Source organism: Kribbella caucasensis, assembly GCF_004361855.1.
Classification (GTDB): domain Bacteria; phylum Actinomycetota; class Actinomycetes; order Propionibacteriales; family Kribbellaceae; genus Kribbella; species Kribbella caucasensis.
Genome location: NZ_SNWQ01000006.1, coordinates 161781 through 187451, shown reverse-complemented (window position 1 = coordinate 187451; position 25671 = coordinate 161781). Strand labels below are relative to the sequence as shown.

Here is a 25671-nt window from a genome sequence, read left to right as displayed (position 1 = left end):
GCTCAGGCGGCCGGGGGCTTGTCGTCGTAGATTCGGGTGGCGATGTCGGCCTCGGGGGTCTGCTGCTGGGGCTGCTGGATGTTCTCGTGGACGTTCTGCCAGACGGCCTTGCCGTCGGCCTCGGGGATCACGATCCAGGCGGCCACGTAACCGAGCAGCGCGGTGCCGCCGGTGATCAGGGTGAGCCCGACGATGCCGAGCCGGACCAGCGTCACGTCGATGTTGAAGTACTCGGCGAGGCCGCCGGAGACACCGGACAGCATCCGCTGGTCACGGGAGCGCCGAAGGGACTTGCCGGACAGGTTGGAGAACGGTGCGTTGGAGTTCGTCATGTCCTCTACTGTGCCGCCGGCGGGCCCTTCGCCACATCGGGATCGGTACCGACCCACCCCTGACCCGACCCCGGCCCCCGGGCACCCGGATCGGGTCCGGATCCCTGACGACTTTCGTCGCGAACTGTCGGCGCCGAGTCGTACGGTCGGAGGATGGACGGTCAGGCGGTGCAGAAGCTGGTGCTCGGGTTGCCCGGGGCGGAGGAACACGAGGGCTGGGCCGGTCAGCCCGCCTTCAAGGTGCGGAAGAAGGGGTTCGCCTATCTGTCCGAGGACGAGTCGAGGCTCCTTCTCAAAGCGTTCCGGGAGGAGCAACAGGCACTCGTCGCGGAGAATCCCGAGGTCTATTCGCCGTCGTGGGAATCCGGCCGGTTCGCCTGGCTGGAGGTCGACCTGGCCGCTGCGGACGAGGAGGAGTTGGGCGAGCTCATCATCGAGGCGTGGCGGCTGACCGCCCCGAAGTACCTGATCGCCCAGCTGGACCAGGCCGCCGGCAGGTCCTAGCCCTCGACCTGGGCGGGCGAGTTATTTCGGTGGGAGGGAGCGGGCGTAGGCGACGCCGCGGTCGACCCACGGGCCGAGTTGGCGTTTGGTCCGGAGGGCCTCGATGTCCACTCGAAGCCAGCCCGACATCTTCCGGCCGCCCATCTCCATCAGCTGGACGTGCGGTTTGGCGAGCAGCTTCTCGCCTTCCGTGGGGTCCACCCGGGCGAGCAGTCCGCCCTGACTGCTGGCGGCGACGGCCATGTGTCCGTCGACCAGGAACCCTAGTCCCCCGAACATCTTCTGCTCCCTGACGCCGGGCTCATCCGACAAGAGCGCCCGAATCCGCTCAGCCAACTCCTCGTCGTACGCCATGCCCTTCAGTATGCGCGTGGGATCAGAGGATTCGACGGACCAGGACCCACTTGGGTGAGGTGCGGGTGATCTCCTTGAAGCCGGCCGACAGGAAGACCGAGAGGGGGCCGCGGTAGAGGTCGGCTGACGGGACTCGGCCGGCCGCGGGGACGTCTACCGCGCACCCCTCGACGACGGTGGCGCCGTGGGAGCGGGCGAGGTCGAGTGCGCCGAGGATCAGTTCGCCGGCGACTCCCTGGCGGCGGTGGGGGACCGGTACGACGAAGCAGGTGATGATCCACGCGTCGGCTGTTGCGCCGCGCCAGTTGGGTGAGGCGACGACGCGGGGGTAGGCCGATCGGGGAGCCACGGCGCACCAGCCGACCGGCGTACCGTCGGGGTCGAACGCCAGTATGCCGGGTGGGAGGTCGCCGGAGCAGACCTGATCGCGGAGGGCGGCGCGGTGGGCTTGCGGGGTCGCCTCGCTCCACTGTTTGCCCCGGAGGCGGAAGTACTGGCAGGAGCAGCGCGACGGATCGCCACGGTCGCCCATCACGGCGGCCACCTCGTCCCACCGGTCAGCTGTCGCCGGTCGTACGTCGAGCGCCATACCGGGCACCCTAGTCCGGCGGAGCCGGGAGGCGGCGGGGGCTGGCTTGCACTCGGTTGGGTCGAGTGCTAATACTTGGTTAGCACTCAGTGGGCGAGAGTGATAACGCTCCTGCCCGGTGAGTGCTGTAACGAAGACGGCCTCGATGAGGTGCCGGAGCGTGGCGGGACGTGACCGTCGCGACCCTGGTGCCGTCCGTCGCGGGCATCCGGCCGGCTTGAACCACCAGAACTCGACGCGGGAGGACTCGCGGAGAATGTCCAAGCTGATTTCTTTCAATGAAGAGGCGCGCCGCGGCCTCGAGCGGGGAATGAACACCCTCGCCGATGCCGTCAAGGTGACGCTTGGCCCGAAGGGCCGCAACGTCGTCCTGGAGAAGAAGTGGGGCGCCCCCACCATCACCAACGACGGCGTCTCCATCGCCAAGGAGATCGAGCTCGAGGACCCGTTCGAGAAGATCGGGGCCGAGCTCGTCAAGGAAGTTGCCAAGAAGACCGACGACGTCGCGGGTGACGGCACCACCACCGCCACCGTGCTGGCCCAGGCCCTGGTCAAGGAAGGCCTGCGCAACGTCGCGGCCGGCGCCAACCCGATGAGCCTGAAGAAGGGCATCGAGAAGGCGACCGAGGCGGTCAGCGAGCAGCTGCTGGCGCTGGCCAAGGACGTCGAGACCCGGGAGCAGATCGCTTCCACGGCCTCGATCTCCGCCGCCGACAACCAGGTCGGCCAGATCATCGCCGAGGCGATGGACAAGGTCGGCAAGGAAGGCGTCATCACCGTCGAGGAGAGCAACACCTTCGGCCTCGAGCTCGAGCTCACCGAGGGTATGCGCTTCGACAAGGGCTACATCTCGCCGTACTTCGTCACCGACACCGAGCGGATGGAAGCGGTCCTCGACGACCCGTACATCCTCGTGGTGAACAGCAAGATCTCCAGCATCAAGGACCTGGTCCCGGTGCTGGAGAAGGTGATGCAGAGCGGCAAGTCGCTGGCCATCATCGCCGAGGACATCGAGGGCGAGGCGCTGGCCACCCTGGTCGTCAACAAGATCAAGGGCACCTTCAAGACCGTCGCCGTCAAGGCGCCGGGCTTCGGTGACCGCCGCAAGGCGATGCTGACCGACATCGCGATCCTGACCGGTGGTCAGGTCATCGCCGAGGAGGTCGGCCTCAAGCTCGACAGCGTGGACCTGGAGCTGCTCGGCCAGGCCCGCAAGGTCGTCGTCACCAAGGACGAGACCACCATCGTCGAGGGCTCCGGCGACGCCGAGGCGATCGAGGGCCGGGTGAGCCAGATCCGGGCCGAGATCGAGAAGTCGGACTCCGACTACGACCGCGAGAAGCTGCAGGAGCGGCTGGCCAAGCTGGCCGGCGGCGTCGCGGTGATCAAGGTCGGCGCGGCCACCGAGGTCGAGCTGAAGGAGCGCAAGCACCGGATCGAGGACGCCGTTCGCAACGCGAAGGCGGCCGTCGAGGAGGGCATCGTCGCCGGCGGCGGCGTGGCCCTGCTGCAGGCGTCCGTGCTGGCGTTCGAGAAGCTCGATCTCGAGGGCGACGAGGCCACCGGTGCGCAGATCGTGCTCAAGGCGCTGGAGGCCCCGCTGAAGCAGATCGCCGTCAACGCCGGCCTCGAGGGTGGCGTCGTGGTGGAGAAGGTCCGCAACCTCGACAACGGTTTCGGCCTGAACGCCGCGACCGGCGAGTACGTCGACCTGATCGCCGCCGGCATCATCGACCCGGCCAAGGTGACCCGTTCGGCGCTGCAGAACGCGGCCTCGATCGCGGCCCTGTTCCTCACCACCGAGGCGGTCATCGCCGACAAGCCGGAGAAGGCCTCGGCCAATCCGGGTGGCGCGCCCGACATGGGCGGCATGGACTTCTGATCTCGTAGAAGAAGTTCCGGCAAGACAAAAGGCGGTCCCAGCTTCGGCTGGGACCGCCTTCTTGCTGATCAGCCCTGGGCCGCTTTGATCAAACGGAGCTGGCCGATCTCGGCGGCGTTCTTCATCAGCTCGGCGTTCACCCAGGCGTACAGGTCGGCCACCGACTTGCCCGCCTCAGGCGGCCACGGGAACGCCGCCGGTTCGTTCAGGCGAGCGGGGTCGGTGTCGGCCAGGACTGCGGACCACTCGTCGCGGAGCCGCCGCATCCAGGCGAGCATGCCGGCCAGGTCGCCGGGCCAGTGGATGTCGGTCCGGTCGGGTGGCGTGACCCGCCCGGCATGGGCCAGGGCGACGGTCCACCACCAGCCGATATGCCAGCTGATCCAGCCGATCGTGGGCACCGGGATCGGGTCGAGCTCGCGTTCGTCCCAGTCGGCGCGCCAGACTCCGGCCGCGTCCCGGCGTACGGTCCAGCTCACCGGCGCCGGCTCCCAGAGCAGGTCCTCGGGGGTCAGCCGGTTCAGGTGGTACTCGAACAACGCCCAGGTCAACTCGAACTGCCCCGGCAACACCTTCTCGGCGGTGGAGATCGTCACCGCAAGATTCTGTCAGGCGCTCTCATCCACCTCGCAGAAGGATGCGTAGTGGTCGTCGGTGTAGTAGAGGTACTCCGGGTTGGTGGTGGGCCCGCCGCCGACCAGGCGACGTGCTCCGCGGTCGGGGGAGCCGGGGGTCTTGACGGTGTACTCGTGGTAGTAGCCGCTCGGTTCGGACGGAAGCAGGCCCTCGCGGTTCTGGAAGACGGTGCCGTCCTGGTCGTAGGGGAACGGCCCGCCGGAGTGGATCAGATCGAGCGTGTCCGATGCCTCGGGCGGCAACGAACTCAGGTCGCACGACGGAAGCGCCGCGGCCGACGAAACGACGTACGAGGCCGGCGAACCAGCGACGTACGAGGTGGGGGACGGGGATGAGGCCTGCGCCGGGACGGCGTACGAGGTGGCGGTCAGGCCGAAGAGGAGGGTGGTCAGGAGGGCGAGGATGCGGGATGGGGTTCGCATGTCGCGGAGGCTTCCCGGTCCGGGCGGCAGCTGACCATCTCAGCTGTGAATAATCGGTGGACAATGACCTCGGCGCGACTCTAGGGTCTGCGGGAGCGAGAGACCCCTCGAGTGGAAGGAGCGACCGATGAACGCTATGACTTGTTTCCCGGCGCGACCGGTCCGCTCGCACAGCTCGCACTGAGCGGATCCCGCGCCTCCTTGTGGAGGTTTCGTGAACATCCGTACGACTGTCGAGGCCGACCTCGACACTATCTACACCCTGCTCGCCGACCAATCGGTCAACACCGTCACCCTCGATCGCTACCGGGACTACCTCGCGTCCGGCGCCTACCGGCACGAGTGGAGTTGGGTCGCCGAGGAGGACGGCCGGATCGTCGCCCTCGCCATCTGGTGGGGGATGGAGCAGTTCCCCCATCCGTTCAGCATCGACGGCCTGTACGACGCCGGCTCGGGCGATCCCGTACCGGTGTGGACCGAGCTCATCCGGCACGGCCTGGCGACGTTCCCCGCCGACGCCGAGGAACCGGAGTACCACATCTTCCTGCCCAACGGCTGGCGTGATCGGCCGGACGTCGTCGCCGCGTTGGAGCCCCGACTCCGGGCGGCGGCCGCGGCCGGGTTGTCCGACACGACCGAGCGGCTGCGGTACGAGTGGACGCCGGCCGATGGGCTGCCGGCGAGGTCGACGCGGTTGCGGTTCGAGCCGGCCGACGACGAGGCCTTCCTGGACGTGTTCCGCCGGGTGATCGAGGGCAGCCTCGACGCCGCGACCGCTCGGGCCGTCGCCCGGGTCGGCGTGGACGGCGCGGCCCGGTCGGACCTGGAGATCTACCAGTCGATGCCGGGCGAGCGATCGTGGTGGCGGCTGGCGTACGACGAGGCGGGCGAGCTGATCGGGTTCGCGATGCCGTCGGCGAACAATGGCGGCCCGGTGGTCGGGTACCTCGGCGTACTGGCCGAGCATCGCGGTCATCGGTACAGCGACGACCTGCTCGCCGAGATCACCCACCTGTTGGTCGAGACCGGCGCGGACCGGATCCGGGCCGACACCGACCTGACGAACAAGCCGATGGCGGCGAGTTTCGAACGGCTGCACTACCGCAACTTCGCCGTCCGGATGGTCGCCACGTATCCGCTGAGCTGATCGGTGTGAGCCGTTTGCCCTTCGGGAGAAAAACCTTCTCCTGAAGGGCAGACGGCCGGGCCTTTGAACCCTAAGCTTCGTTGACATGTCAGAGACCTCCGGTGGCGACCGGAGCAGACCAGGGGCGGGGCGGCTCAGGGGCGGGCGATGCGCGACATCGCACTGATTCTGCACGTCGCGGCCGGTGTCGTCGCCGTCGTCTTCGGACCGCTCGCGATCGTCTTCACCCTCCGCCGCCGCGGCCTGACCTGGGCCGGCGAGACCTACCACTGGGCGGTCGCGATCGTCTGCCTGAGCGCGCTGGTGATGGTCCCCTATGACTGGGGCGGCCTGTGGGTCTTCTGGCCGATCTCGATCGCTTCCTACCTGTTCGTGTACTTCGGCCAGCGCGCCGCCGAGAACCCAGGCGGCCTCTGGTACCGAGGCGTCCTGCGCGGCTACGGCGGCGGCTGGATCGCCCTGTGGACCGCCATCCTGGTCGTAGGCATCCCCGACCACCCCTGGACCTGGGCCATCCCCATCGTCGTCGGCTCCCTGATCATCGAATACCTCTGCTTCCGCCCAATCCCCGCCTGGACCCGCGTATGAGTTTGGGCCTGAACTCGTCGGCGGCCCGCTGTGCCCATTCCTTGAACACCTTCCAGGGGCCGTGATCAGGAACCGGGGACTTTGAACACGGCACTACATGTCCCAGCTCCCCATTTCCTGGTCACGGTCCCGCCTTCCTGCCCGATGCCCTGTCTGCGGGCACGCGATCGCGACCAGCAGCCGTCCTGGCATGCCGCCCTTCCACCGCACTCCCCGCCACGGTGTCAACGTCGCGTCTCACGGGGTTCGGGGAGGGTTTTGTCGCCCTGCGGGGCAAACCCCTCCCCCGTCGCCGTGAAAACCCTCCCCAGTCCGCCCGGACGGTCTGGCAGGCGGGGCTTGCTTGCAGCCGACTAGGCTGCCCCGCGTCCTTTAGCCCAGGTTCATCAATAACCTTGACTAAGAAGAACGTAAGTCCAGGTTGTTCAGGCTTGGCCGGCTTGTTCTTCGGGGGTTGCCTTGCGGACTACGAGGCGGGTCCAGGCGCCTACGTAGATGCGGTCGTCCTCGTTGAGTTCGCGGCGTTGGCCCGGTGGGATGGGGTCTTCGGGGAGGGGCGACGAGGACGGGGCGACGTAGGTGCCGTTGGAGGACTGGAGGTCTTCGACCCACCAGCGCTGGCCGTCGGTGGTGAGCTGGGCCTGGCGACGGCTGACGCCGGTGTCGTCGCCGCAGTCGATCTCGGGGCTGATGCCGCGGCTCTTGGACGGGCGGCCGACCAGGACGCTCTTCGCGGTGATCGGGACGACGACCGGCAGACCTGGGGACGGGCATGGATCGTCGCTCTGCTGGACCGCGTACCAGTCGGGGTCGACCCAGCGCTCGACCACCCAGTCGGCGGTCAGCGGGGGTGCGGGGGAGACGGGCGGCGGCGTACTGAGGTCGAGGGGGGACGCCGGGCGCGGCATGGTGCCGGTGGTGAAGTCGTAGCCGCAGCTCTCGCAGAACAAGGCGTCAGCGGTCGCCGATTCCGAGCAGTTCGGACAAGCCTGCAGAGCAGGCGCGGGGGCGGCGACGGCGGGCGTGGGTATCGAGGCGGCGGCGGGCGTTGCGGCCGCCCCGATCGGCAGGCCGCAGACGTCGCAGTAGTCGGCGGAGACGGACGGATGCCCGCTCGGACAGGTGGCTGCTGTCATTTCTTCACCCGGGTGGTCTTGGTGGAGGCCGTGTCCAGCGCCATCTCGTCGGCCTTCTCGACGCTGCGCTTCAACCGCACGGTGCCGGTCTCCTGGTTGTCGATGTCGACCACCTTACGCAGCCGCGAGGTGGCCTCCTCGTTACCGGTCGCGGCGGCGAGCTGGACGGCCCGGCCGAGCTTGGTGGTCGCGGTCGCGGTGTCGCCGGCGGCCTTCGCGGCCAGGCCTTCCTGGATCGCGTTGGCCAGCTCGGTCTGGCCGGTGTAGTGCGCGACCTCCGGGCTGATCCGGGTGGTCAGCGCCTCGTCCGCGGACCACAGCGCCTTGACCAGACCCTGCGCGACGACCTGGTCGCCGATCGCCAGCTGGACCCGGGCGGCGAGCTGCTCCTGGCCGATCCCCTTCGCGGCCAGCCGTACGGCGACGTGGTAGTCGCGCGACTCGTCACCCCACGAGCCGGTCGGGTACGAGCCGGTCAGCGGGTTCACCTCGGTACGCCGGGCGGTCAGATCATCGACCGTCGGGGCGACCTGTCGAACGAACAGCACCTGTGCGCCCTGCGGAGCCCAGACCCGCATGTCCGCCGAGGCGACCCCCTTGCTCATCGCCTGCCGGATCAGCTTCGAGAACTCGGCCGCCAACTGGTCCGGGGCCGGGATGATGTCGACGGTGCCGAGCAGCGCGGTCGCGATCCGGCGGACCTCCTCGACCTGCCAGGCCACGCCGACGCCGCGGCAGTCGCACTGGAACTGGCCCGTGACGGCCTCGATCGTTGCCGTCAGCACCTCGGGCGACTCGTGCTGGTTCTCGCCGTCGGTGAGCAGGATCGCGTGCTTCTGGGTCAGCGACGGCACGGTCGCGAACACCCGGGCCGCGAGCCGCAGCCAGGTCCCCATCGCGGTCCCGCCGTCGGCGTAGAACCGGGCCACCGCGTCCTTCGCGGCCTGCCGGGTGAACTGGTCCATCCGCACCATCACCGGCTCGGGCGACGCCGGGAACGCGAGCTGGGCCCGGTCGTTCCCGGAGATCACCGCGAACCAGACCCCGTCGAGGATCTGGTCCAGCGCGGTCTGCGCGGCGTACGCGGCGGCGCGGACCCCGTCGGCGCCCATCGAGCCGGAGGTGTCGACGATGATGATCTCGCCGGCCTCGTCACCGGCGGACGAACCGGCCGCGCCCGCGCCGGTGCAGTTGACCGTCACGATCGCGTGCACGTCGGTACCGCCGTCGGGCAGGAACTCGTTCTGGTAGACGGAGGCGGTGAACTCGGCCATCTTGGGTGTCCCTTTCGATGTGGCGGTGTGACTAGAGTCGCGCCAGCGCGACGGTGATGTTGTCCTGGCCGCCCTGGGCGTTGGCCCAGTCGACCAGAGCGGATGAGATGGCCAACGGCTCGCCACCGTGGGCCGCGGCGGTCTGACGGACGAGGTCTGCCAGCGGTGCCGCCTCGGAGCAGTAGTTCCACAGACCGTCGGAGCAGACCAGCAGCCAGCCCGGACCGGTCACGTCGTTCAGGACGGTGGTTCGCGGTGTGTGGTCAGGCGCGTCCTTGCCCAGCCAGCGGGTGATCGCGTGCGCCTGCGGACCCGTCTCGGCCTCGTGCCGCGGTACGCCGGTGGCGATCAACTCGGCCGCCCACGAGTCGTCCACGGTCAACGCCATGGCCTCCGCGTTGTCCGGGAACCAGTACGCCCGACTGTCGCCCACGACACCGGCCACCAGCAACCCGTCCTCCAGCACAGTGGCCACGAACGTGCAGGACGCCGGGTTCGGGCTGTCCGGACTGGTGTTCTCCAGGACCGCGTCGTTGGCCGCATCCGCAGCCGCCTTCATCCGCGCGACGACCGCAGCCACCCGCGACGACTCGGTCCCCATCCCTTGCGCACGACCGGCAACCAGTACGTCGCGCGCGGCCCGCGCGGCGGCAAGGCTGGCCACGTCGGAATCCAGCGACGAGCTGACCCCGTCGCACACCACGAGCAGGGCCCGGGTCCCCGGCTCGGGGTCGGCCGCGATCGCCACGGCGTCCTCGTTGCGGCTGTGCCGGATCCCGCGGTCGCACACGGCGGCCACCCAGGGCGCCGGCTGCTCGGTGAAGTGGTCGCGTAGCTTGACCGCCTTCGCGCCACAGGTCTCGCAGTAGCCTTCGGCGCCGATCGTGCCGCCGCAGGACTGGCACGGCCCGGGCACCACCGCGGCCGCCGGGTTCAAACCGGCAGCCGGGTTCAGCTCGATGGTCGGCTCGGTGTCCGTGTCAAGGGCGGGCGTGCTCGGTCCTGCCGGTTGCAGTTCCGCGCCGCATGCCTCGCAGAAGCGGTCGGCGTCGGCGATCGGTCCACCGCAGCTGGGGCAGACCGTCCGGGTCGTACTCGTCATCGCAACGTCCATCCTCGAACCTCGTTGGCCAGGTCGACCAGGGCGATCCGTTCCTCCCGGCCACGGGCGTGGCCGGCCAGTTCACGGTAGGCCGCCTCCAGGCCGTCCCGCAGTTCCGGCTCGGTCGCGGGCCTCCCGGAGATCCGCAGCTGCGGATCCGGGCCGCTGGCGAGTACTTCGTCCAGGGCGGTCCGGAACACGCTCGCGGACAGGTTCGCCCGGTCCACCGGGTCGATCGTCAGGGCATCGACACTGTTCATGGCCTCGGCCAAAGCGGCGAGCCCACGACCTGATCCTGCCAGCAGACCGGCTCGCGTCCGGCGGGCCCGGATGTACGCGCCGCTGGTCTGCGGGACCAGGTCGAGCGCGGCGACCGCTCCGTCCAGGTCGCCGCGGTTCGAGCGGATCGTGGCCAGCCCGAAGGCGGACGGGGCGATGTAGTTCGCGTCGGTCCGGGCACAGGTCAGGTAGAGGCCCTCGGCAACGTCGTGCTCGCCGCTGAGCTCACAGGACACGGCCAGCGCCAGCTTGGGCGCCAGCTCACCCGGGACCTGGCCGTAGACCGCGTTGAACGCCGACTGCGCGCTCCGTGAGTCATCGCGGGCCAGTGCGACCAGTCCGGACATCCAGATCGCGCGCCACTCCCACGGGTCGGCGGCGAGCAGGTCGGACACCGCGGTGTCGACCATGCCGTACTCGCCGGCCTCCAGCGCGGCCTGCGCGATCTCCAGCAACACCTGCGCCGACGACTCGGGTGCGTTCGCGACCAGCTCAAGCCGCTTGGCCGGGTCGGGCACGCTCACGGTCTTCAGCCAGCCGGCCATCTTGTCGCTGTCGTCGGGCAGCAACGAGGGCAGCTGCTGCCAGGCCGGCGCGGTATGCCCGAGCCCGCCGGCCCGGTCACCGGGGCTGCCGAACAGCAGCGACGACGTCGAGTGCTGCGCCGCTCCGGGTCCCTGCCGGGCGGCGACCACCTCACGCAGTACGCCGAGCAGCTGGACGCGGAGCTCGTCGGCCGAGACGAACCGGTCGGCCGGATCCTTCGCACACGCCTTCAGCAGCAACCGGTAGACCGAGTCGAACTGCTGGAACAGCGGTACGTCGGCGACCGGCGGCAACGAGGACAGGTACGTCGACTGGTAGCCGCGGAACTCCATCGCCAGCACGGTCAGGGTACGGCCGAGGGTGTAGATGTCGGACGCGATCGACGTACCGACCTCGGGGACCTCCGGGGCCTGGTAGCCGACCGTGCCGTAGATCGCGGAGTCCATGTCGTCGATCCGCCGGACGCCGCCCATGTCGATCAGCTTGACCGCGTCGCCGACCTGGATGATGTTGTCCGGCTTGAAGTCGCAGTACACCAGGCCCATGTCGTGCAGGTAGGAGAAGGCCGGCAGGATCTCCAGGATGTAGGCGATCGCCTGGTCGATCGGCAGCGCGTCGTACTTGCCGCCGGCTGCCTCCATCCGCTTCTTGAGCAGCGTCTTCAGCGAGGTGCCGCCGACGTACTCCATCACGATGTAGCCGGCGCCCTCGTGGGTGACGAAGTTGTAGATCTCCACGATCAGCGGGTGCTCGACCCGGGCCAGGAACTGCTGCTCGGCGATCGCGGCCGCGACGGCGTCCGGGTCCTCGGAGTTCAGCAGGCCCTTCAGCACCACCCAGCGGTTGGACACGTTCTTGTCCCGGGCCATGTAGATCCAGCCGAAACCGCCGTGCGCGAGGCAGCCGGCCACCTCGTACTGCCCGCCGACCAGGTCACCGGCCTTCAGCTTGGGCGAGAACGAGTACGGGCTGCGGCACTTCGGGCAGAACCCGTCGGTCCGGCCCGGCTGGTCGCCACGGGACCGGCCGACCGCGTTACCGCAGTTCGGGCAGTTGCGGCGGTCCTCCGGCACCATCGGGTTCTGCAGGATCGCCTTGCTCGCGTCGATCGCGGGGATCGGCGGCACGTTGGTCAGTCCGGCACCCAGGCGAGCCCCGCGCAGCCGGGTGGACGACGTACCGAGTCGTCTGGTCAGTTTGGACCCGGCGGCCGCGGCCCGAGCAGAGCCGAGTGGGGTGGAGGCGAGCCGGTTGGACGCGCGGGAGACCGTGGAGGGCGAGCTGATCGGCTCCGCGGCGGCTGCGGCGGCTGCGGCGGAGCCGGACGCGCCGGGGGAGCCGCAGACATCGCAGTAGCCGTCCACGATCGTGCCGGAGCATCCCGGCTGGGCGCAGGCCCCCGGTGCGCCGGCGGCGGCAGGGGCAGAGGCTGCCGAGGCGGTTGCGGGGGATCCGCACACGTCGCAGTAGCCGTCCATGATCGTGCCGGTGCACCCCGGCTGGGTACAGGCGATGGTCGTCGTCATCTCGCCTCTCGAAGGTAGCTCTGGTATGCCGCCACGAGTGCACCGAGTCTGACCAGGTCGACTGGTTCGGTGTCGAGCGTCTCGCGGCCGCGTCGGTACAGCTCGGCCAGGTCGTTCTTGATCGGCTCGGACCGCACTACGCCGGCGGCCTTCACCTGGTAGGCGTCGAGTAGGGCTGCCATTTCGTCCCGCCGCGCGAGCGCGGCCGAGTACGCCGACTGCGCCTGGCTCAGCGCACGCCGTACCGCGTCCAGCCGGGTGAGGTACTTCTCCAGTTCGGCCGGCGTGTTCGGCACCGCCCCAAGCGCGGTGACGTCCGGTACCCCGAGCCGCGGCGCTGGGGTGACCGCCGCGACACAACGATCCGCCAGCGCCCGTACCGCGTGGCCCTCCGCCTCGAGATCGGTCCGGAGGCTGCGGGCCTTGGCCACGTCCGCGGCGCGTTCACGGCGAGTGGCCGCGCCGACGATCAGGTCTCGCTCGGTGCGCGCGGCGTCCATTTCCAGCTGGCCGATCAGGCCGCCGATGTCGGCACCCCGTTTGTTCTTGGCGGTCGCGTCGGTGACGCGGCGGTCCAGGTCGTGGTGGTTGGCAATCGCCTGGTTGCGGGTGTTCGCCGGCTCGCGGGTGACCAGGTCGTTGATCCGCTCGACCTGGGCGCGGAGCTGCCGGAGCCGGGCGGCCCGGTCGGCGTCGCCTGGTTCGAGGGCGAGCTTGGCCCGCAGGGTCCCGGCCAGCGCGTCCGACAGGGTGCATGCCTCCGGCAACGAAACCGCCAGGGATCCGGCCGGTCCGGTGGTGCCGGTGTCGAGGCCGCCCCAGATCAGGGTGGAGATCCGCTCGGTCTCGGTCGGGCCGACGCGGCCGGAGTCCCAGGTGAGCAGGATCAGCTCGTACCGGTCGGAGACCGCCTTCCAGACCGCCATGCTGAGGACGACATCGGCACTGAGCGCGTCCGCGTCATCCGCGGTCAGAGCGGCCTGGTCGAGCTCGTCCAGCTCCGCCTTACGCCGATCCCGCCAGCTCCCGAGCACGTCGAGATAGGACAGCAGTTCCTTCGCGGGAATACTGCTGCCGATCCTCCCCGGCGGGGACGGCGCAACGGCCGTCGGCGTACGAACTGTCATCAGCTCCTGCCATATGCAGGTTGCGGCGGCGCCGGCGCCTTGCCGAGGGTGGGGGCGAGCCACTTGTCGTACGACGCCTTCCAGCGACCGTCCGCCTTCATGTCCTCAAGCACGCTGTTGACGAACCGGACTAACTCCGGGTGGGTCAGTGAGATGCCAAGTCCGTACGGCTCAGCGGTGAAGGGCGGTGCTTGGATCACCCGGGCGTAGGGATCTTGCGCGGCTTCGCCGGCGAGCACCGTGTCGTCTCCGGTGATTCCGTAGGCCTTGCCCTGCTGGAAAAGCACCAGGCATCCGGTATCGGTGTCCGCGGTGATCGGCAGGACCTGCGGGTACTTGCTGCGCAGGTTGTCCAGACTGGTCGAGGCGGCCGGGGCACAGATGGTCTTACCGGACAGATCCGCAAGGCTCTTCGCCGTGGAGTCTCGCTGGACCAGCACCTTCTGGCCGGAGTGATAGTACTCGGCGGAGAAGGCGATCTGCTCCCAGCGAGCGCAGTTGATCGTCATGTTCCGGGCGACGATGTCGACCGAGTTGTCCCGGAGCACCGGAATGCGCTGCGGGCTGGAGATCACCCGCAGTTCGACCTTGTTCGGGTCACCGAAGATCGCTTGGGCCACCGCGCGGACCATGTCGATGTCGAAGCCTTCGATCACGCCGGTGATGGGGTTCCGGGCACCGAGGTGCAGGCTGTCGGCCGAGACCCCGGCGATCAGCCGGCCGCGCTCCTGGATCCTCGCCATGTGGCTACCAGTCGGCATCTGGCTGCCCGGCGTGGGCAGCGGCGCGGTCGGCCGGTAGGAGGCGACCGGATTGCCACAGTTCGGCTGAGGCGCTGGTGGCGCTGCGCTCGTTGTGGTGGGTGCGGGCTTGGCCGGGACCTCGGTCGCGTCGTAATCGCCGGAGGTGCAGGCGGTGAGCGTGAGAAGAGTGAGGACGGTCGAGGCCGCGATCAGGTGCTTCTTCATCGGTATTCCCCCAGTCGCTGGGACATGCCCCAGGCGGCGAGCAGAGCTGCCACGATGCCGATCGGTATGCCCAGCCAGCCGATCGGTGGCAGGCCGCCGCGAGCGTCGGTCAGCGCGGTACGGGTGGTGCTGCTGCTGATCGTCAGGCTCGTGCTGGACGCCTTGTCGAACTGAGCGAAGGTGGTGTTCGCAGTCTGGCCGCTCGACCCGATCGCCTTGCCGACGGCCTCGTCCCACTTGCCCCCGTCGTCAGCGGTCCGGATCTGCGTGTGGATGCTCTTGTAGCTGTTCCACGAGCCGAGCGAGGGGGTGCCGTTGTCGGCGATCGCGAGCTGGTCGTCGACCTGCTTGGCCGACGTCTTCCAGGCCGTCTCGAAGGCAGCCCCAGAACCTCGCGCGATCAGGGTGAGGCTCTCGTTCGACTTCGCGTCGTACGCCGCGATCCGGGCGCGCGAGAGCGCCAGCGTGTCGGCGTACTCGTTGTCCCTGACGTCCTCGGCGGTGTTGCCCGCGCTCGTCAGGGCGGAGCCGCCGACGATCATGGTGAGCAGGACCAGGACGCCCGCGGCGGCGAGTGGGACGTTGAGGTAGCGGTGGGTCCGGCGGGCCAGCCAGACCATGGCGAGGACGAGGACAGCCAGGGTGGCCAGGCCGCCGAGGCCGATCCAGAGGCTGCCGCGGCCGACCCCGGAGAACTCGGTGCCGACCCGCTCCTCGTTGGCCTTGACCAGTGCGTTCAGCAGCGGCAGGGAGTCGTTCTGCAGGGTCGCGCTCGCGTCCTTCAGGTACTGCGAGCCGATCGGCAGGCCCTGGCGGTTGTTGGCGCGGGCCTGTTCGATCAGGCCGCTGTACGTGAGCAGGGTGCTGTTCAGCGCGCCCAGTGCCTCCTGGTCGGCGGGCTGTGCGGTGGCGGCCTCGGCGATCAGCTTGGAGGCGGCCGCGAGCGAGTCGACGAAGTGCTGGCGCTGTGCTGGTGGTTCGAGGCCGCCGACCAGGAAGGCGTTCGTGGCGTCGGCGTTCGCGCTGACCAGGTTGGTGTGGATCGCCTGGATGCGGACCAGTTGGGCCGTGTTCGCCTCCGCCCGTTGCAGGGCGCCATCGGACTGGCGGAACCCCTGCGCCGCCGCCAGGCCGAAGAGCACGGCCACAACGGCGGTGAGGATGAGCAACGACCGCATGCGGCCCGGCGTACCGGAGAACCAGGCGGAGACCGTCCCTTGCGGCGACGGCGTCCGGGCGGACGGCGCCTGGAGACCCGGTGCGGAGGCCGGATCACCTGATGGCGGCCTGGTAGCCGGCGGACTGGCTGTCTGCGTCACGCCTGTTCTCCTTGGTCGGGCCCTTCAGACTGCTTGGGCGGGTGCAGTTCTTCGTCGGTCAGGTCTTCGGCGCGGATCTGACGCAGCTGGTCCTTCGTGGGTGCCGTGACGTCGCGCAGCCGCCAGGCGTGCCGGCCGATCGCGGCCTCCAGCACGTTCCGGGCGAACCGGCCGTTGCCGAACGAGCGGTCCCGCGGGGTCGACGCGAGGATCACGTGGAAGTGCTCCAGCGCCTGCGGGGTCAGCTCGTAGTCGGCGTCCCCGGCCAGCCCGGTGAGAATGTCGGTGAGCTCGTCGTCGGTGTAGTCGTCGAAGCGGATCGTGGTCCGGAACCGGCTGGCCAGCCCCGGGTTCGCTGCGATGAACACCTCCATCGGCTCGGGGTACCCGGCGACGATCACGACCAGGTCGTCGCGCCGGTCCTCCATCTCCTTGACCAGCGTGTCGACCGCCTCGCGCCCGTACTGGTCGGCGCCGTCGGCCCCGGAGGTCAGGCTGTACGCCTCGTCGATGAAGAGCACCCCGCCGGCCGCAGACGCGACCACCTCGGCCGTCTTGGTCGCCGTCTGGCCGAGGTACCCGGCGACCAGCTCCGAGCGGTCCACCTCGACGAGTTGTCCCTTGGAGAGCAGGCCGAGCGCCTTGTAGATCCCGCTGACCAGCCGGGCGACCGTGGTCTTCCCGGTGCCCGGGTTGCCGACGAAAACCAGGTGCCGGGTGATGGTCGGGCTCTTCAGCCCCGCTTCGATCCGGAGCTTCTCGACCCGCAGTACGGCGACCTGCCGGTGCACCTCGCGCTTCACCCGCGCCAGCCCGGTCAGCTCATCCAGCTCGGCCAGCAGTTCTTCCACTGTGCGCTCTGGTTCCGCCTGCACCGCCGGCTCGTCGGCAGCCTGTACTGCGGGCTGTGGTGCCGGTTGCGCTGGTGTTGTCCCGACCTCCAACCGGCGCGCGCCCGCTGCCTGGAGCTGTGCGGCCGCCGCCACCGACGCGTTGCCGATGACACGCATGGTCGGCTCGCCCAGACCGCAAGCCGCCGAAGCCACCTCAGCCAGCGCCTCGGCGTACGGGATCTTCTCGGGCGACCCCTGTGCGATCAGCTCGGTCAGTACTGCGGTCGGCGCGCCCCGCCACCGTCGGCCGCGCACTGCGGCGTCGAAGAACTCCTGTGCGCCGGCGCCGGGCACCGCCTTCGCCCAGTCGGCGGGTGCGCCCGGTGCGGACTCGGCGAGCGCGGCGGCCAGTGACAACGCCTCTGCCCGCGCGGTCGCCTCCACGACACCTCCGCGCGCAGCGACCAGCAGCAGGGCCGACACGGCGTCCTGCAGCGAAGTACCCCCCACGCTGCTCATGCCCCTCCTCGTCCTGGCGGTGGTTGCAGTGGTCCTGTGTCCGGTGGTGGCGTGGACTCGGTCGGGCCGAGCGCCAGGCTGCCACCGGTCGAGCTGTGCCCGAACTTCTCCTGCAGGAACCGGCCATGCGCGACCAGCGCGGCCGCGTCGGCCCGGTTCACAGCGTCGAAGACCTTGTCCATCGTGGACCCGAGCAGGTCCAACTGGTCGACCAGGATCATCAGCGACGTCTTGCCGCGGTCCACCGGCCGGCTGTCCGCCCACTGCCGGGGCAGCCGCAGGTAGCCGCCGATTGCCTCGGGCAAGTAGTCCGTCGCGGTCGCCATCACCGAGTACGCCTGGGCGCTGCCGCCGAGGTTGCCGAGCCTCGGGATGGTCTCCCGCACGGTCCGGACCACCCGGGCGACCCGGGACGCGACGACAGCCGGTACTGCGCCGCCCGCGACCAGTTCCTCGACCCGGACCAGTGCCGCGAGCAGGTCGTCGGTGGTGGGCGGACGGGGAATCGGGGCAGGCTCCGGCTCCGCCTTGCGGCCCGTCAGCCGCGACCAGAAATTCCCCAGCCCCATGTGGTGTCCGTTTTCGGTGTTCGTCAGGGTGGTGGTCAGCGGCCCAGATCGAGGTCGAGGCTGCCCCGGACGACCCGCTGGTCCTGCTGCGCGACCCGATCCAGGTAGGTGCGCGACTTGGTCACCTCGGATTCCAGCGTGCCGATCGTCGCGGCCATGTTGTCCAGCGCCTCCACCTTGAACGTGTCGATCGCGTCCATCGTGGCGTAGATGTTCGCGAACGCGGCCTGCAGTTGCGGCAGCCCGATGGTGGCCGATGCGGCCTGCTGCTGGATCGCGACCGAGTTGTCCCGCAGCATCTCCGAGGTCCGCTCGATCATGCCGCTGGTGGTGGTGTTCAAAGCGGTGATCTGGTCGAGCACGAGCTTCTGGTTGCCGAGGGCCTGGGCCACGATCACCGCCGTACGGAGCGCCGAGACGGTCGTGGTCGACGCCCGGTCGACGCCCTTGATCAGCTCGATGTTGTTCTTGATCACGATGTCGATGGCCAGGTAGTTCTGGATCGACACGGCCAGCTGGGTGAGCAGGTCCTGGTGCTTCTGCCGGACGTAGAACAGCACGTCGTCGCGCAGCGCCCGGGCCTTCTCCGGATCGGTCGCCTCCAGGTTGGCGATGGTCGCCGACAACTTGGCGTCCAGCCGCTCGGCGACGTACACGTACTGGTTCAGCCGGGTCATCGCGTCCCAGAGCTGCTGCTTCTCCAGGTTCAGCGCGGCGTTGTCCTTGCCCAGCTCGTCCTGACCGTCGCGGAGCGCGTGCAGGATGCCCTCGAGGTGGCTCTGCGCGCTCTGGTACTTGCGGAAGTAGTCTTCGATCTTGTCGCCGAACGGGATCATCCCGAGCAGCTTCTTCGCGCCGGTGGCTTCCTTCGGGTCCAGGTCCTCGACCGTACGGCGGAGCTCGAGCAGGGTCTTGCCGACCGTCGACCCCTCCGACAGCCCGCCGCTCTGCAGTGCCCGGACGGGGGACTGCAGCAGCCGGTTCGAGCTCTCGGCGGCGCCGCGGATGTCGACGTCACCCATGCTCCGCACGTCGGTCGCCTTGGCCGCGAACTCTGGCGACCGCGGCTCGGCGGTCATCAACGTGGTCAGGAACGTGTCGACCTTCGCGTCCAGCCCCGGCAGCGTCGCCGGATCCACAGCCGGCGCCAGGCTGGGCGCGGCCGTCGTGGCCACCGCCTGTGTCGGCGCGGGCGCGGTCAGTATCAGCCCCGGCGCGGTCGCCGTCGGCGGTTGCAATGGAGACACAGCAGGCTGAGTCGCCGCAGCGCCCTGGGTGTTGTCAGCTTCGGTCATCGTCGTTCCCCTCCGGTGGCCTGCCCGCGCACGGGCGCCCGCGTTCCCCTGTTCAAACTCCGTGACGCGGACACAATCTACGCGGTTCCCGGACCATCCGCCGCTCACGTTGCGGAGTCGTTGTGGCGCGCGGTTACCGGCGGGTGTAGGTGACGAAGGCGAAGCCGTCGTGCGGGGTACGGGCGGTCTCGGTCCACTGGGTGGGGTCGAGGGTGGGGAAGGTGGTGTCGCCGGCCGGGGACTGGTCGACCTCGGTCAGCTCCAGCCGGTCGGCGTACGGGAGGGCTTGGCGGTAGATCTCGCCGCCGCCGGCCACGTAGATGTCGCCGCCGGCTGGGTGGAGGTCGCCGCCTGCGGTTTCGTTGCTGTCGGCAAGCTTCAGGGCTTCTTCCAGGCTGTGGACGACGTCGACGCCGGGGGCGGACCAGTCCGGTTGCCGGGTGACGACGACGGTACGCCGGCCGGGGAGTGGGCGGCCGATCGAGTCGTACGTCTTGCGGCCCATCACCAGCGTGTGGCCGAGGGTGAGCTGCTTGAAGTGCTGCAGGTCCTCGCGGATCCGCCAGGGCAGGTCGTTGTCCCGGCCGATCACCCCATTGCGGCCGACCGCCGCGATCAGGATGACGGTCATACCGCGATGGGCGCCTTGATCCCGGGATGCGGGTCGTATCCGATCAGCTCGACGTCGCCGATCTCGTAGTCGTCGATCGAGTCTCTCTTGGCGAGCTCCAGCTTCGGCAGCGGGCGGGGTTCGCGGGTGAGCTGGAGCTTGGCCTGCTCGACGTGGTTGAGGTAAAGGTGCGCGTCGCCGAGAGTGTGCACGAAGTCGCCGACCTCGAGTCCGGTCTGCTCCGCGACCATGTGGGTGAGCAGCGCGTACGAGGCGATGTTGAACGGCACGCCGAGGAAGATGTCGGCCGAACGCTGGTAGAGCTGGCAGGACAGCCGCCCGTCGGCCACGTAGAACTGGAACATGGTGTGACAGGGCGGCAGCGCCATACCGTCGACGTCCGCGACGTTCCACGCGTTGACGATGTGCCGGCGGGAGTCCGGGTTCTGCTTGATCGACTCGATCACCGCGGCGATCTGGTCCACCTGCCGCCCGTCCGGCGTCGGCCAGGAGCGCCACTGGTACCCGTAGACCGGTCCGAGCTCACCGTTCTCGTCGGCCCACTCGTCCCAGATCGAGATGTTGTTCTCGTGCAGCCACTTCACGTTCGTCGACCCACTCAGGAACCAGATCAACTCCCCAACCACCGACCGCAGATGCAACTTCTTGGTCGTCACCGCCGGGAAACCCTCGCGCAGGTCATACCGAGCCTGATGCCCGAACACACTCAAGGTCCCGGTCCCCGTCCGGTCCCCCTTCTGGATCCCGTTGTCCAGCACAAGCCCAAGAAGCTCCAGATACTGCCGCATACCGCCAACCTAACAGCCGCGTTCCGGTCCACCCGGGCACGCCACGACCCACCTCCCACCCTGTCCGCTAACCGTTCCCTTTGCAGCACCGAAGCCCCCGCGGCCCCCCGACTCACGGATGCATCTCAGGGGCGACCCCCTCAGGTGCATGGTTGCCCCCCGAGATTCCGGTGAGGCAACCATGCACCTGAGGGGTTAGCCTTCGAGATTCGCCAGGTGGCGGGGAGTCGGCGTACGGCGTGGGCGCGGCGCTGGCAGACTCGGCGGGTTGGCGGAGCGGCTGGAGGATGACATGAGTGGTCGGCGGGGTTGGGATGAGCTTCGGCGGGAGCGGATGGCTGAGCCGGGGGCCGCGGAGGCGTACGACGCTGCGCGGCGTGCGTTCGAGTTGGGCGCGGCGGTGCGCCAGATGCGTGAGGAGCGCGGCTGGACGCAGAGCCGGCTGGCGGACGCGGCAGGTATGACGCAATCGGCGCTGGCGCGGTTCGAGGCCGGTGGCACGGTGCCGACGCTGCCGCTGCTCGAGCGGATCGCACATGCTCTGCAGACCCACCTGGTGGTCAAGTTCGATCGCGGCGACTCGGCTGCCTGACTGGCAGACTCCGGGTGTGACCGAGTACGTGCTGACGTTGGTGGTTCGGGTGGAGAAGGGGGAGCGGCCGGGGCAGACGGATGCGTTGGAGGCGGCGGGGCGGGCGGTGTTGGTGATGCTGGCGGATGAGCGGTCCGTGGGGGAAGGGGAGTGGGCCGGGGCGATGCGGGCCTGGCAGGACGTGCGGATCAGGGACGCGCGGATCAGGAAGGTGGTACGGCGGGGTCGTGGGGCTGAGTGGCGGCGGGCTGCCGCGTTGCCCGGGATCACGGTGACCTGGGGGACCGCGGTGGTTCGGGTGTTTCCGCCGGTGCCGTTGGACGCCGTACCGAAGGAGCTCGCGAAGTTGCAGGTCAGTGGGACGGACTTCGAGGATCCTGAGGAGCTACCCGCGCTCGCGCCAGACATGCCGGTGCTCTGGATCAACCCGGAGCTCGAGATGTCCAGCGGGAAGGCGATGGCCCAATGCGGGCATGGTGCACAGCTGGCCTGGTGGGCTCTGTCGGCGGCGGGACGGAAAGAGTGGGCAGCGGCCGACTTCGCGTTGGCCGTTCGCACCGCCACCCCGGCGAAGTGGAAAGAACTGCTGACCAGCGGGCTGCCCGTCGTACAGGACGCCGGGTTCACCGAGGTGGCGCCCGGGTCCTGCACGGTCGTCGCGGATCATCCCTTGCTGAGGCGGTAGTGCAAGTGGGTGACGCGGTCACCCTCGATCACCCTCGGGTTGTCGAGCAGGATTGTCGCGCCCGTGTACTCGCCGAAGAACCGCTTGCCGGTGCCGAGGACGACCGGGACGAGGTCGCAGGAGATCTCGTCGACCAGGCCGGCCGCGAGCGCCTGGCCGGTGAGGTTGCCGGCCGTCACCGCGACCACCCGGTCCCCGGCGTACTCCTTGGCCTGGCCGATCGCCTCCTCGATCCCGTTCACGAAGGTGAAAGGCGCATCGGGAAACGGCCAGTCCGTCGGGACGGAGTGGGTGACGACGAAGACGTGCTCGCCGGCCGCCGGTACGCCGTTCCACCCGTTGGTGATATCGAACAGGGTCCGCCCGATGACGCAGGCGGCCACCTTCGGCCAGGTCTCGTTGATGTAGTCGGCGCTGACCTGGCTCACGTTGAACGGCCGGTCCGGGTCGCTGCCGTACACCGTGACCGGTCCGTTGTTGTACCAGTCGAACATCGGCCCGACACCATCGTCGAGATCGGCGATGAACCCGTCCAGCGACATGACCGCGGCAGCGATGACGGTGGCCATGATCAGTACTCCTTCGTGCCGGTGACGCGGTAGGTCAGGTGCTGTGCGTTCGGGGTGGAGACGGCCTCGACGAGCTCCAGGTCGGTCCGCGGCCCGCCGCCACTCGGAAAGAGTGGAGTGCCTTGACCCAGTACGACGGGAGCTACGTGCAGGAGTAGTACGTCGGCGAGTCCCGCGGCTAGGACTGCATGGCAGATCTCGCCACCGCCCATCACCACGACGTTCTTGTCCCCGGCCGCCTCACGAGCTTGGTCGATCGCACTCTTCACGCCGTCCGTGACGAACCGGAAGCGGTCGCCCAGCCGGGTCTTCTCCGGTGCGGAGTGGGTGACGACGAAGATCGGCGGGTTGACCTCGCCGGTGGGTTTCGCGCCGTACCCCATCTCGTCGGACCAGCCGTGCGGCCCGTCGATGATGTCGAACAGGACCCGGCCCTGGATCACCGCGCCGGTCCACTCGAAGGCGCGATCGAGCACGGCCCGGTCCTCGGCGGTGGCATCCTCGAAGACCCAGCTGTGCAGCACCATGCCGTCGTCCCCCATACCGTTGTCGAGGGAAACGTTCGGCCCCGTGACGTACCCGTCCAATGACATCGAGATGTCGATGATGACCTGTCCCATCGGTCAGCCCTCCTTGACGAGGAGCTCGGCGAGCCGGTCCATCGAGTCGCGGATCCCGGACTCCATCCCGTATTCGACCATGGCGTCACGCGTCTCGACCGAGCCGAACACCGACTGCATGTGCAGCCGGACCTTGCCGTCGACCTCGGTGTAGGTCCACTTGTCCAGGCTCACTTCGCCCGGCGCACCCTCCCACTCGAACGTCTGGATGACCATGCGGTCCTGCTCGACGCTGTGGAAGACGCCGCGGAAGGCGTACTCACCGGACTCGTCGCGGTGGATGTAGCGATAGCGGCCACCCGGGCGTACGTCGTACTCGAGAAGCTCCACGTCCAAGTCGCGAGGGCCGAGCCATTGGGTGACCAGCTCGGGGTCGGTGGAGACCCGGAACAGCTGGGCCGGGGTGGCGTCGAAGTCGCGGATCACCTCGAGGAACGGGGTGCCGGCGGGGGCGTTGATGGTGGTGCCGGGGGTGGTGGTGTCGTTCATTTCTGCTGCTCCTTCACGGTTTCGAGGATGGCGTCGATCCGGCGAAACCGGCGCTCGGCGGCCAGCCGGTAGTCGTCGATCCAGCTCGTCAGGTCTTCCAGGGCGGCCGGGTTCAGATGGCACGGGCGGCGTTGCCCGTCGCGGCTGCGGGTGATCAGGCCGGCGGCCTCCAGCACCTGGATGTGCCGGGACACCGCCTGCTTGGTGATCGGGAACGGTTCGGCCAGCTCGTTCACGGTCGCTTCGCCGCGGGACAGCCGCGCGATCATCGCGCGGCGGACCGGGTCGGCGAGGGCCATGAAGGCCCGGTCGAGCCGTTCGTCGTCAACCGCCATCTTTATCAACCATTCTGTTGATCAACTGATGTGTTGACTATAGGCAGGACTGGGCGCGGTGGTCAAGCCGTCGGTTTTAGCAACTTTGGTTGACAATCCGGCACTGTCAACCTAGGTTGCTTGATCAGGAGGTGAGGTCTGGATGGAGATCGCGCAGGTGGCCGATCCGGCCGACCCGGGCGCCGGGCTCGCGGCAGTGGTCGCGTTGCGCCGACTGGCCGATCGGCTGGAGGACAGCCAGGTGGAGCAGGCGATGCGGGCCGGCTGGAGTTGGTCCGAGGTGGCCGAGGTGCTGGGGGTCACCCGGCAGGCCGTGCACAAGAAACATGCCCGCCGGCTGATCGCCGCGGGTGTCGCCTTGAGGAGGCGCTGATGCAGACGAACCAGGCGAAGGACGTCCGCGCGGTACTGGTCCGGCACGCCCGCCGGGCGGCGCAGCTGGACGGATCATCGACGATCGAGGCAGAACACGTGCTGCTCGGGCTGGCCGAACTGGAAGGGTCCACGACCGCCCGGCTGCTGGCCGAGGCCGGGCTGAGCCGGGACGAGATCAAGGCGGCCCTGGACCGCGAGTGGGAGCAGAGCCTGGCCGTCGCCGGGGTTCGGATCGAGGTTGGTCAGCTGCCCACGCCGAGCCCGGATCCGGCCCGCCGGCCGCGGATCGGTGAGTCGGCGATGCGATCCCTGAAGCGCGCGATGGACAACGCATCCGCGCTCGGCGGTGGCCGGATCGGCGCGGCGCACATGCTCCTCGGCGTCCTCGACGCCAAGCTCGGCCGGGTCGCCCGCGCCCTGGACCTGGCCGGCATCGACCGAGCGGCCCTCCGCGCCCGCGTCGCCACCGCCGCCGAACAAGGCGACCACTGATGCCCGCCTGATCGGCGCCGGCGCGTTCCGTACTGATCCGGTGAGCGGGTACCCACTCGGAACGCCGGACGCCCTTGACTACGCGACACTCGGCGCGCTGCACGACGGCTTCTCCTTGCCCGCATTCCTCGGACTTGCCCTGGCGCAGGTGGTTCTCGCCCGCGGCCGTGGGTGGCGATGGCCCACCTATTCGTTGCTCAGCGCAACCACCTTCGTCGTGTTCTTCCTGCTCGCCGGACAGGGCTTCTCCCAGGCCGAATCGCTCGTCGACATGGCTGGGTTGTTCCAGCGCCTCAGCGTGATCGTCGGTTGGACCTGGACCGTCGTACTGGCGGTCCGGCTGCTCACTCGGCGGGCGGCCGGTTGTGCCACGTTAGGCCTACGTGGCTGGTCGGGTCACGAAAGTGAGTCGGTTGGGGTGTTTCCACACTGAGGCCTCGCCCGGTACGGCGCCGTGGTGGTATTGATCGGAAGTTCGCCCGGGGGGTCCGGGTGCTGACATTCCTGCCGCGGGGGGAACCGACGGTGGGTTGGGGGGAAACGTGTCTCTGTGTCGTGCTGGGCTGGTGCCTGGCGTATTGGTGGCTGTTGGTGCACTTGTCGCTGGTTGCGGATCTACGGGTACGACGGATACCGGGGAGCCGAGGGCGATTGTGAGCAATCCGGCCACGTCGGCGCCAAAGGTCACGGTGTCGAAGCCGGCGCCGTCGACCGCGCAGAAGCCGACGACGACCAAGAAGGTGGTTGTCGAGTTTCGCGTTATCCCGTTCAAAAAGAGGACGGTGACGGACTCGTCGCTGCCGGAGGGCGAGAAGGTCATCAGCACCCCTGGAGTCAACGGAACGCGGCGGCTCACCTATGAGCTGACGTACGTGAACGGCCTACAGACGGCGAAGAAGTTGGTGAAGCAGGAGGTGGCCAAGCAGCCGCGGACCCAGGTGACTGCTATTGGCACCAAGGTCGAGCGAGGTGCGCCATCGGACTGCGATCCGAACTACAGCGGAGGGTGCGTCCCGATCGCGAGTGATGTCGACTGCTCAGGCGGCAGCGGCAATGGGCCTGCCTACGTTCGCGGTCCGGTCACAGTGATCGGGAGCGACATCTATGACCTGGACCGCGACAACGACGGGCTCGGCTGCGAGGACTAG

General features: G+C 69.0%; 31 protein-coding genes. 10 read left to right on the top strand and 21 right to left on the bottom strand.

Annotation, left to right across the window (positions count from 1 at the left end; genetic code table 11):
- Positions 1–2: 2 nt before the first annotated feature.
- The gene (locus EV643_RS14555) at positions 3–332 is read right to left on the bottom strand and encodes a PspC domain-containing protein (protein ID WP_133800596.1); all 330 of its coding nucleotides are present in this window, start codon (positions 330–332) and stop codon (positions 3–5) included.
- A 153-nt stretch (positions 333–485) separates the two neighbouring features.
- Here EV643_RS14555 and EV643_RS14550 point away from each other — a divergent pair, with 153 nt between their 5' ends.
- Positions 486–836 (top strand): MmcQ/YjbR family DNA-binding protein, encoded by a 351-nt coding sequence (locus tag EV643_RS14550; protein ID WP_133800595.1) that lies wholly within the window; start codon positions 486–488, stop codon positions 834–836.
- Positions 837–857: 21 nt separating this feature from the next.
- Here the strand turns inward: EV643_RS14550 and EV643_RS14545 are convergent, their stop codons facing one another.
- Positions 858–1190, bottom strand: coding sequence for a TfoX/Sxy family protein (locus EV643_RS14545; protein ID WP_133800594.1), 333 nt, complete (start codon positions 1188–1190; stop codon positions 858–860).
- Between the two features lie 22 nt (positions 1191–1212).
- A complete protein-coding gene (locus EV643_RS14540; protein WP_133800593.1) occupies positions 1213–1779 on the bottom strand; it encodes a GNAT family N-acetyltransferase in 567 nt (188 codons plus the stop codon).
- 256 nt (positions 1780–2035) lie between these two features.
- Here EV643_RS14540 and groL point away from each other — a divergent pair, with 256 nt between their 5' ends.
- Positions 2036–3661 carry a chaperonin GroEL gene (gene groL / locus EV643_RS14535; protein WP_133800592.1) on the top strand — a complete coding sequence of 542 codons (1626 nt, stop codon included), beginning with the start codon at positions 2036–2038 and terminating at the stop codon, positions 3659–3661.
- Positions 3662–3729: 68 nt separating this feature from the next.
- Here groL and EV643_RS14530 read toward each other — a convergent pair whose 3' ends face one another.
- Both EV643_RS14530 and EV643_RS14525 read right to left on the bottom strand, forming a co-directional pair.
- Positions 3730–4257 (bottom strand): DinB family protein, encoded by a 528-nt coding sequence (locus EV643_RS14530; RefSeq protein ID WP_166665444.1) that lies wholly within the window; start codon positions 4255–4257, stop codon positions 3730–3732.
- A gap of 12 nt (positions 4258–4269) precedes the next feature.
- Positions 4270–4719, bottom strand: coding sequence for a guanyl-specific ribonuclease (locus EV643_RS14525; RefSeq protein ID WP_133800591.1), 450 nt, complete (start codon positions 4717–4719; stop codon positions 4270–4272).
- 214 nt (positions 4720–4933) lie between these two features.
- Between EV643_RS14525 and EV643_RS14520 the strand changes: the two genes are divergently transcribed.
- Both EV643_RS14520 and EV643_RS14515 read left to right on the top strand, forming a co-directional pair.
- The gene (locus tag EV643_RS14520) at positions 4934–5866 is read left to right on the top strand and encodes a GNAT family N-acetyltransferase (protein ID WP_133800590.1); all 933 of its coding nucleotides are present in this window, start codon (positions 4934–4936) and stop codon (positions 5864–5866) included.
- A gap of 147 nt (positions 5867–6013) precedes the next feature.
- Positions 6014–6454 carry a hypothetical protein gene (locus EV643_RS14515; protein WP_133800589.1) on the top strand — a complete coding sequence of 147 codons (441 nt, stop codon included), beginning with the start codon at positions 6014–6016 and terminating at the stop codon, positions 6452–6454.
- A 425-nt stretch (positions 6455–6879) separates the two neighbouring features.
- Here the strand turns inward: EV643_RS14515 and EV643_RS14510 are convergent, their stop codons facing one another.
- The 12 genes from EV643_RS14510 to EV643_RS14455 form a co-directional block, all read right to left on the bottom strand.
- Positions 6880–7590: an FHA domain-containing protein gene (locus EV643_RS14510; protein ID WP_133800588.1), complete on the bottom strand. Its 711-nt coding sequence runs from the start codon at positions 7588–7590 to the stop codon at positions 6880–6882.
- A complete protein-coding gene (locus EV643_RS14505; protein ID WP_133800587.1) occupies positions 7587–8864 on the bottom strand; it encodes a vWA domain-containing protein in 1278 nt (425 codons plus the stop codon). The genes EV643_RS14510 and EV643_RS14505 overlap by 4 nt, the downstream gene beginning before the upstream one ends.
- 31 nt (positions 8865–8895) lie before the next feature.
- A complete protein-coding gene (locus EV643_RS14500) occupies positions 8896–9978 on the bottom strand; it encodes a PP2C family protein-serine/threonine phosphatase (protein WP_133800586.1) in 1083 nt (360 codons plus the stop codon).
- On the bottom strand, positions 9963–12317 hold the full coding sequence (locus EV643_RS14495) for a serine/threonine-protein kinase (protein ID WP_133800585.1): 2355 nt from the start codon (positions 12315–12317) through the stop codon (positions 9963–9965). Before EV643_RS14495 ends, EV643_RS14500 begins: the two co-directional genes overlap by 16 nt.
- Positions 12314–13444, bottom strand: coding sequence for a hypothetical protein (locus tag EV643_RS14490; RefSeq protein ID WP_133800584.1), 1131 nt, complete (start codon positions 13442–13444; stop codon positions 12314–12316). The genes EV643_RS14495 and EV643_RS14490 overlap by 4 nt, the downstream gene beginning before the upstream one ends.
- Positions 13444–14412 carry a glutamate ABC transporter substrate-binding protein gene (locus EV643_RS14485; RefSeq protein WP_133800583.1) on the bottom strand — a complete coding sequence of 323 codons (969 nt, stop codon included), beginning with the start codon at positions 14410–14412 and terminating at the stop codon, positions 13444–13446. The genes EV643_RS14490 and EV643_RS14485 overlap by 1 nt, the downstream gene beginning before the upstream one ends.
- Positions 14409–15731 (bottom strand): GlnX family signal transduction membrane protein, encoded by a 1323-nt coding sequence (locus EV643_RS14480; protein WP_133800582.1) that lies wholly within the window; start codon positions 15729–15731, stop codon positions 14409–14411. The genes EV643_RS14485 and EV643_RS14480 overlap by 4 nt, the downstream gene beginning before the upstream one ends.
- Entirely contained in the window at positions 15728–17083 is a 1356-nt protein-coding gene (locus EV643_RS14475; RefSeq protein WP_133800581.1) for an AAA family ATPase, read from the bottom strand. Before EV643_RS14475 ends, EV643_RS14480 begins: the two co-directional genes overlap by 4 nt.
- Entirely contained in the window at positions 17080–17652 is a 573-nt protein-coding gene (locus EV643_RS14470; RefSeq protein ID WP_133800580.1) for a hypothetical protein, read from the bottom strand. Before EV643_RS14470 ends, EV643_RS14475 begins: the two co-directional genes overlap by 4 nt.
- Positions 17653–17687: 35 nt before the next feature.
- Entirely contained in the window at positions 17688–18947 is a 1260-nt protein-coding gene (locus EV643_RS14465) for a toxic anion resistance protein (protein WP_133800579.1), read from the bottom strand.
- 133 nt (positions 18948–19080) lie between these two features.
- A complete protein-coding gene (locus EV643_RS14460; protein WP_133800578.1) occupies positions 19081–19578 on the bottom strand; it encodes a dihydrofolate reductase in 498 nt (165 codons plus the stop codon).
- Complete coding sequence (locus tag EV643_RS14455; RefSeq protein WP_133800577.1) at positions 19575–20366, bottom strand: thymidylate synthase; 792 nt, start codon at positions 20364–20366, stop codon at positions 19575–19577. Before EV643_RS14455 ends, EV643_RS14460 begins: the two co-directional genes overlap by 4 nt.
- Before the next feature lie 292 nt (positions 20367–20658).
- On the opposite strand from EV643_RS14455, the gene EV643_RS14450 reads away from it, so the two are divergent.
- Together EV643_RS14450 and EV643_RS14445 are read left to right on the top strand one after the other, a co-directional pair.
- Positions 20659–20958: a helix-turn-helix domain-containing protein gene (locus tag EV643_RS14450; RefSeq protein ID WP_133800576.1), complete on the top strand. Its 300-nt coding sequence runs from the start codon at positions 20659–20661 to the stop codon at positions 20956–20958.
- Between the two features lie 16 nt (positions 20959–20974).
- The gene (locus EV643_RS14445) at positions 20975–21643 is read left to right on the top strand and encodes a peptidyl-tRNA hydrolase (protein WP_238165585.1); all 669 of its coding nucleotides are present in this window, start codon (positions 20975–20977) and stop codon (positions 21641–21643) included.
- Here the strand turns inward: EV643_RS14445 and EV643_RS14440 are convergent.
- Genes EV643_RS14440 through EV643_RS14425 form a run of 4 tightly spaced genes read right to left on the bottom strand, consistent with a single transcriptional unit; the run spans position 21622 to position 23656 of the window.
- Positions 21622–22212, bottom strand: coding sequence for a dihydrofolate reductase family protein (locus EV643_RS14440; RefSeq protein WP_133800574.1), 591 nt, complete (start codon positions 22210–22212; stop codon positions 21622–21624). The genes EV643_RS14445 and EV643_RS14440 overlap by 22 nt on opposite strands.
- A 2-nt stretch (positions 22213–22214) precedes the next feature.
- Entirely contained in the window at positions 22215–22832 is a 618-nt protein-coding gene (locus tag EV643_RS14435) for a dihydrofolate reductase family protein (RefSeq protein WP_133800573.1), read from the bottom strand.
- 3 nt (positions 22833–22835) lie between these two features.
- Positions 22836–23321, bottom strand: a complete 486-nt coding sequence (locus tag EV643_RS14430; protein ID WP_133800572.1) for an SRPBCC family protein — start codon at positions 23319–23321, stop codon at positions 22836–22838.
- On the bottom strand, positions 23318–23656 hold the full coding sequence (locus EV643_RS14425; protein ID WP_133800571.1) for an ArsR/SmtB family transcription factor: 339 nt from the start codon (positions 23654–23656) through the stop codon (positions 23318–23320). Before EV643_RS14425 ends, EV643_RS14430 begins: the two co-directional genes overlap by 4 nt.
- 142 nt (positions 23657–23798) lie before the next feature.
- Between EV643_RS14425 and EV643_RS14420 the strand changes: the two genes are divergently transcribed.
- The 4 genes from EV643_RS14420 (at position 23799) to EV643_RS14405 (ending at position 25671) form a co-directional block, all read left to right on the top strand.
- A complete protein-coding gene (locus EV643_RS14420; RefSeq protein WP_133800570.1) occupies positions 23799–24029 on the top strand; it encodes a hypothetical protein in 231 nt (76 codons plus the stop codon).
- The gene (locus tag EV643_RS14415; RefSeq protein ID WP_133800569.1) at positions 24029–24523 is read left to right on the top strand and encodes a Clp protease N-terminal domain-containing protein; all 495 of its coding nucleotides are present in this window, start codon (positions 24029–24031) and stop codon (positions 24521–24523) included. Before EV643_RS14420 ends, EV643_RS14415 begins: the two co-directional genes overlap by 1 nt.
- Positions 24524–24530: 7 nt before the next feature.
- A complete protein-coding gene (locus EV643_RS14410) occupies positions 24531–24956 on the top strand; it encodes a DUF998 domain-containing protein (RefSeq protein ID WP_255512980.1) in 426 nt (141 codons plus the stop codon).
- A gap of 220 nt (positions 24957–25176) precedes the next feature.
- Positions 25177–25671, top strand: coding sequence for a G5 domain-containing protein (locus tag EV643_RS14405; protein WP_133800567.1), 495 nt, complete (start codon positions 25177–25179; stop codon positions 25669–25671).

Bases quoted from the DNA above. Each gene is read 5' to 3' on its own strand.
- EV643_RS14430 (WP_133800572.1), bottom strand. From the start codon at position 23,321: ATGAACGACACCACCACCCCCGGCACCACCATCAACGCCCCCGCCGGC.
- EV643_RS14450 (WP_133800576.1), top strand. From the start codon at position 20,659: ATGAGTGGTCGGCGGGGTTGGGATGAGCTTCGGCGGGAGCGGATGGCT.
- EV643_RS14545 (WP_133800594.1), bottom strand. From the start codon at position 1,190: ATGGCGTACGACGAGGAGTTGGCTGAGCGGATTCGGGCGCTCTTGTCG.
- EV643_RS14470 (WP_133800580.1), bottom strand. From the start codon at position 17,652: ATGGGGCTGGGGAATTTCTGGTCGCGGCTGACGGGCCGCAAGGCGGAG.
- EV643_RS14500 (WP_133800586.1), bottom strand. From the start codon at position 9,978: ATGGACGTTGCGATGACGAGTACGACCCGGACGGTCTGCCCCAGCTGC.
- EV643_RS14495 (WP_133800585.1), bottom strand. From the start codon at position 12,317: ATGACGACGACCATCGCCTGTACCCAGCCGGGGTGCACCGGCACGATC.
- EV643_RS14425 (WP_133800571.1), bottom strand. From the start codon at position 23,656: ATGGCGGTTGACGACGAACGGCTCGACCGGGCCTTCATGGCCCTCGCC.
- EV643_RS14505 (WP_133800587.1), bottom strand. From the start codon at position 8,864: ATGGCCGAGTTCACCGCCTCCGTCTACCAGAACGAGTTCCTGCCCGAC.
- EV643_RS14415 (WP_133800569.1), top strand. From the start codon at position 24,029: ATGCAGACGAACCAGGCGAAGGACGTCCGCGCGGTACTGGTCCGGCAC.
- EV643_RS14515 (WP_133800589.1), top strand. From the start codon at position 6,014: ATGCGCGACATCGCACTGATTCTGCACGTCGCGGCCGGTGTCGTCGCC.
- EV643_RS14550 (WP_133800595.1), top strand. From the start codon at position 486: ATGGACGGTCAGGCGGTGCAGAAGCTGGTGCTCGGGTTGCCCGGGGCG.
- EV643_RS14455 (WP_133800577.1), bottom strand. From the start codon at position 20,366: ATGCGGCAGTATCTGGAGCTTCTTGGGCTTGTGCTGGACAACGGGATC.
- EV643_RS14490 (WP_133800584.1), bottom strand. From the start codon at position 13,444: ATGACAGTTCGTACGCCGACGGCCGTTGCGCCGTCCCCGCCGGGGAGG.
- EV643_RS14440 (WP_133800574.1), bottom strand. From the start codon at position 22,212: ATGGCCACCGTCATCGCTGCCGCGGTCATGTCGCTGGACGGGTTCATC.
- EV643_RS14510 (WP_133800588.1), bottom strand. From the start codon at position 7,590: ATGACAGCAGCCACCTGTCCGAGCGGGCATCCGTCCGTCTCCGCCGAC.
- EV643_RS14525 (WP_133800591.1), bottom strand. From the start codon at position 4,719: ATGCGAACCCCATCCCGCATCCTCGCCCTCCTGACCACCCTCCTCTTC.
- EV643_RS14460 (WP_133800578.1), bottom strand. From the start codon at position 19,578: ATGACCGTCATCCTGATCGCGGCGGTCGGCCGCAATGGGGTGATCGGC.
- EV643_RS14420 (WP_133800570.1), top strand. From the start codon at position 23,799: ATGGAGATCGCGCAGGTGGCCGATCCGGCCGACCCGGGCGCCGGGCTC.
- EV643_RS14555 (WP_133800596.1), bottom strand. From the start codon at position 332: ATGACGAACTCCAACGCACCGTTCTCCAACCTGTCCGGCAAGTCCCTT.
- EV643_RS14475 (WP_133800581.1), bottom strand. From the start codon at position 17,083: ATGAGCAGCGTGGGGGGTACTTCGCTGCAGGACGCCGTGTCGGCCCTG.
- EV643_RS14435 (WP_133800573.1), bottom strand. From the start codon at position 22,832: ATGGGACAGGTCATCATCGACATCTCGATGTCATTGGACGGGTACGTC.
- EV643_RS14540 (WP_133800593.1), bottom strand. From the start codon at position 1,779: ATGGCGCTCGACGTACGACCGGCGACAGCTGACCGGTGGGACGAGGTG.
- EV643_RS14485 (WP_133800583.1), bottom strand. From the start codon at position 14,412: ATGAAGAAGCACCTGATCGCGGCCTCGACCGTCCTCACTCTTCTCACG.
- EV643_RS14465 (WP_133800579.1), bottom strand. From the start codon at position 18,947: ATGACCGAAGCTGACAACACCCAGGGCGCTGCGGCGACTCAGCCTGCT.
- groL (WP_133800592.1), top strand. From the start codon at position 2,036: ATGTCCAAGCTGATTTCTTTCAATGAAGAGGCGCGCCGCGGCCTCGAG.